Annotated in this window: 3 protein-coding genes and 3 pseudogenes; 2 read left to right on the forward strand and 4 right to left on the reverse strand. The window is 36.7% G+C overall.

Annotated features, from left to right (window positions below; translation table 11 throughout):
* Positions 1 to 125, reverse strand: a pseudogene (locus tag HZR21_RS11165) (IS3-like element IS1068 family transposase); the annotation flags it as partial.
* Between the two features lie 271 nt (positions 126 to 396).
* Between HZR21_RS11165 and clpL the strand changes: the two are divergent.
* Positions 397 to 2,511, forward strand: coding sequence for an ATP-dependent protease ClpL (gene clpL / locus HZR21_RS11170; protein ID WP_180747676.1), 2,115 nt, complete (start codon positions 397 to 399; stop codon positions 2,509 to 2,511).
* A gap of 130 nt (positions 2,512 to 2,641) precedes the next feature.
* Here the strand turns inward: clpL and HZR21_RS11175 are convergent.
* The 3 genes and pseudogenes from HZR21_RS11175 to HZR21_RS11185 form a co-directional block, all read right to left on the reverse strand.
* Positions 2,642 to 3,004: pseudogene (locus tag HZR21_RS11175) on the reverse strand (transposase); the annotation flags it as partial.
* Positions 2,997 to 3,276, reverse strand: a pseudogene (locus HZR21_RS11180) (integrase core domain-containing protein); the annotation flags it as partial. The pseudogenes HZR21_RS11180 and HZR21_RS11175, both read right to left, overlap by 8 nt.
* A gap of 219 nt (positions 3,277 to 3,495) precedes the next feature.
* A complete protein-coding gene (locus HZR21_RS11185) occupies positions 3,496 to 3,957 on the reverse strand; it encodes a Dps family protein (protein ID WP_180747677.1) in 462 nt (153 codons plus the stop codon).
* Positions 3,958 to 4,155: 198 nt separating this feature from the next.
* Here HZR21_RS11185 and HZR21_RS11190 point away from each other — a divergent pair, with 198 nt between their 5' ends.
* Positions 4,156 to 4,731: a prepilin peptidase gene (locus HZR21_RS11190; RefSeq protein WP_180747678.1), complete on the forward strand. Its 576-nt coding sequence runs from the start codon at positions 4,156 to 4,158 to the stop codon at positions 4,729 to 4,731.
* Positions 4,732 to 4,793: the final 62 nt, after the last annotated feature.

A 4,793-nucleotide genomic window follows, 5' to 3' on the forward strand; every position in this document is an offset into this window, starting at 1 on the left:
TTTAGTGTCTTATAAAAAGACTCCATCATTGCATTATCATAGGGATTTCCTTTACGACTCATGCTAGATTGAGCACCGACTTGACGAAGGATGGACTGATAACGAGAGCTTGTATATTGACTCCCTTAATCAGTATGTACAAGTTGTCGTTCAGCTAGTGACAAATGGTTATAAGTTGTGGTATAATTTTCTTGCATCTCAAAGCTCCTATGACTGGTATCTGTTTAATTACAGCATAGCATCTTTGAGGTGTTTTTTAGTGGGAAAATTTTTTCCCTGAGGTGGCTAACTTCATTTTACAATTTGGGTAAAAATTGTGATACAATTCAGTTATAGTTTTAAAGGATATTATGGTCACTAAGTTACACATATAAATTTTTATGGAGGTGTGGTAATATGGCAAATTTCAACGGAAATGATCCTTTTTTCAACAATGATATGGATGATGTTTTCAATCAATTATTTCGGCGCATGGATAATCAAAATTCGGAGCGTGCGCGGTATTTAGTTAATGGACAATCGTTAACACCGGATGAGTTTGCTCAATACCGAGCAACTGGCAAGCTACCCCAAAATAATAAAACAATAGAAGTATCTAAAGATGGTAAACAGGCTGTTAAAAAAGGAGGGATTTTAGAAAAGTTAGGGACTAATTTGACGGAACAGGCTCGTGATGGATTACTAGATCCAGTGATTGGACGTGAGAATGAGATTCAAGAAACTGCAGAAATTTTGAGTCGTAGAACGAAAAATAATGCAATCTTAGTTGGTGATGCCGGTGTAGGTAAAACTGCAGTCGTCGAAGGTCTGGCACAAGCAATTGTGGCTGGTAAAGTTCCAGAAACGATTCAAGATAAAGAAATCTATTCGATTGATTTATCGTCTTTGGAAGCGGGAACTCAATATCGCGGTTCTTTTGAAGAAAATATTAAACAGCTGGTAGAGGAAGTCAAAGCAGCTGGTAATATTATTCTATTCTTCGATGAAATTCATCAGATTCTCGGCACGGGTGCCACTGGTGGTGAAGATGGTGGCAAAGGATTGGCTGATATCATTAAACCTGCTTTGTCACGTGGCGAGCTGAGTGTAATCGGGGCTACGACTCAAGATGAATATCGCAATACTATTTTGAAAAATGCGGCTTTGGCACGGCGATTCAATGATGTTGTGATTAATGAACCGACGGCCGCTGACACTTTACGTATATTACAAGGTATTAAAGAGCTGTACGAAAAACATCATCATGTTGTATTACCAGATGATGTTTTGAAGGCGGCTGTGGATTATTCAATCCAATATATACCACAACGCACTTTGCCAGATAAAGCTATCGATTTGATCGACATGACTGCGGCTCATTTAGCGGCTAAAAATTCGCAAACTGATGTTGAGACATTGGATCAACGCCTTAAAAAATTAGAGGCAGCTAAGGAGGCCGCCATTAAAGCGGAGGACTTTACAAAAGCTGCTGATATCAAGAAGTCGATCGAGGAAACCAAGCAAAAAATTAAAGAAACGGATCAAAAAGAAAAAATCACTGCCACGATTGATGATGTGGCACAATCGGTTGAACGTTTAACTGGTATACCAGTTTCTGATATGGGCGCTAATGATATTGAGCGCTTGAAAAATCTTGATAAGCGTCTGAAAAGTATGGTAATCGGTCAAGATGAAGCGGTTGAAATGGTAGCAAAAGCAATTCGGCGTAACCGTGCGGGCTTTTCAGAGGGTGATCAACCGATTGGAAGTTTTCTGTTTGTGGGCCCAACTGGCGTAGGAAAGACTGAATTAGCTAAGCAATTAGCCTTAGATATGTTTGGAAATGAAAATGCGATTATTCGGCTAGATATGAGTGAATATGCTGATCGTACAGCTGTGTCGAAATTAATTGGTACCTCGGCTGGATACGTAGGCTATGAAGATAATGCTAATACTCTAACTGAACGGGTTCGGCGTAATCCATATTCCATTGTATTATTAGATGAAATTGAAAAAGCTGATCCACAAGTGTTAACGTTACTGTTACAAGTGATGGATGATGGGCGCTTAACGGATGGACAAGGCAATGTCATTAATTTCAAAAATACGATTATTATTGCTACTTCTAATGCTGGCTTTGGTAATGAAGCATTAAGTGGTGACAAGCAACGAGATCAGTCATTAATGGATAAGTTAGCACCATTTTTCCGCCCAGAATTTCTGAACCGTTTTAATGGAATCGTGGAATTTTCACATCTGACTAAGCAAGACTTAAGTCAAATTGTCGATTTGATGTTGGCGGATGTACAAAAAACTTTAGCCAAAAAATCCATCAAACTTGAGGTAACTAAAGCGGCTAAAGATTGGCTGATGGAACAAGGCTATGATGAAGCAATGGGTGCGCGGCCATTACGGCGAGTAATTGAACAACAAATTCGTGATAAGGTAACGGATTTCTACCTTGACCACTTAGATGTCAAAAACTTGAAGGCTGATTTAGTGGATGCTGAGATTGTGATATCGGCAGCTTAGCTTAAATCAGTGTTCATAAATAACTTTATATAAGAGGAGATTTATATTGGGGCTCTTTGTCAAATGATGTTGGTAAAGAGAAATCTTAGAATAATTGGAGATCAAGTGGATCAGTTCCTCTTGATCTTTTTTAGTTGAAAATCAATGCGTTGCCATGACGAATCATGATGCGCAATTTGAAATTATAAAAGCTACGAAAGCCATATGCATTTCGTTTTAACACTTTGATATGGTTGTTCAGACATTCAAGTGGGCCATTTGAATAACTTTGTTGTAAAGCATTTTTGATTTGTGGCAGAAATTTCTGGAACGTTCTCAAGATCGTCTGATAGCCTTCGGGAAGCATGATATTATTGGTAAGTAGTTCTTCAAACGATACGTAGTCTCGTTCCTTTACAGCGTAAAGAAAGTCTTGATATAACTGATAGCCTACACGCAAAGCAGGGCTCCCTTTCAGTAAGCGATCGACAATTTCGGTCTCTGTTAAATGAGCTATATTTTCTTAAAATAATTTTCTTCTTTCTGATTTGGAGTTAAACCATTGTTGGCGGAATGAGGATTATAATTGTCATAAAATTGTTCGATGTATTCAAAGCAAGAGAGTTGAACTTCTTGAATGGAGTGATAAGTTCTACGATTAATTTCTCGTTGTTTAAGATACTTGAAAAAGACCTCAGTGACGGCATTATCATAAGGATATCCAGGCTTGGAGTAAGAAGCAAGCAATTGATGCTCATCTAATAACTTTCTAAAGGAAGCTGATTTAAGGGCACCTCTTTTCATACGTTTTTAGAGGTGCCCTTAATATAGAACTAAAATAAAGTATAGGTAGAGGAATTAAAGTTCAAAAGTAAAATGTTAATTGAATAAAAAGCACTCGAAGACAAGTGCTTTTTAATTTCTATGAATATTAAATTTGTTTCGGTACCTTTCTATGACAAAAAAAACTCGCCACTAACGAGTTTTTTTATTTTTATTATTTCATTACAATCCTGGTGCTACTCCAAGTTCAGATTCTAACATCCAAATTGTTTTTTCAATATCACCTTTAGCATCAGCAAAGAGATCATTTGTGACATCGTCATCTTCTTCATCTGTTGCATGGACACCATCTTGGAAAAGATCTGACAAATATTTGTAAGCTTTAACAACTTCTGTCAAACGTTCCTCTGTCGTTTTATCCCAAGTAGCAGTTTCAAGCTCGATCTTCGATAACTCATCAAATTCTTTCAATGTTGAGACTGGAGAACCACCAATAGTAATTAATCGTTCTGACAAAACATCTAAATGACTATTTAGACCGTCCATTAATTCATCCATTTTAGGATGTAATTTCATAAAGCCAGGGCCGCGTAAGTACCAATGTACTTGATGCACCAAAGCGGCTGCTTTTGATAAGTCTGCAACGGATTGATTCAAAACTGCTTTCGTTTTTTCTTTAGACATTTTTCTCCTCCATCAGAACCTATGAGTAATTTTCAAAAAGTTACTACTTACAAAGTCTCTTGCTAAGTTGATTAAATCAGAAACATTTGCTAAAGGTTATCTTTAATTAACATCTATAAAGACCACCCCAACAATCTCATTATAGAAAAAAATCAGTATTTTATCAAATATTTAGGTTCTTTTTTCGTATGAATAAGTATGACTATTTTCTTAATTTTTACACTTGGTACAATTTGGGGTTCTTTCTTTGGTTTGATGATTGATCGCTTACCGGAACATTCCATCGTACATCCTAGATCTCATTGCTTAGACTGCGGTCAAATCCTAATTTGGCGAGATTTGATTCCTATTATTTCTCAACTTATTAATGGTGCGAGATGCCGATATTGCAAGATAAAATTAACCTGTTGGTATAGTATTTTAGAGTTAGCATGTGATGTTTTGTTTGTCATGGGTTGGTTAGAAAAAGTTGATCTCACTTTTTCTTTGATTTGCCTCGCCTCTTTCTTAATGGTTGGATTTGACCTCAAAGCTCATGCTTTTCCTTTGGGGATATGGCTCATCTTTTTTGCGCTCCTGAGTTTCACTTGTCCTTACAATATAGGCGTTTTATCGTGTATTTTCATTGCAATTGTGACAGAACTTTTTTCTCTCAGAATGGGTAGTGGAGACTGGCTTTATTTAAGTTTGGTCTCATTTTCTGCTGATTTTTTCCAGTTAAGGGCACCTCTAAAAAAGTATGAAAAGAGGTATAATAGATTAAAAATAAGCTAACGAGGTATTGAAGATGAATTTATTTGGAGATAGCGACTATCTTGAAAAATTAAGTTTAAAAG

It is taken from the genome of Pseudolactococcus laudensis (assembly GCF_013449735.1).
Lineage (GTDB): Bacteria > Bacillota > Bacilli > Lactobacillales > Streptococcaceae > Pseudolactococcus > Pseudolactococcus laudensis.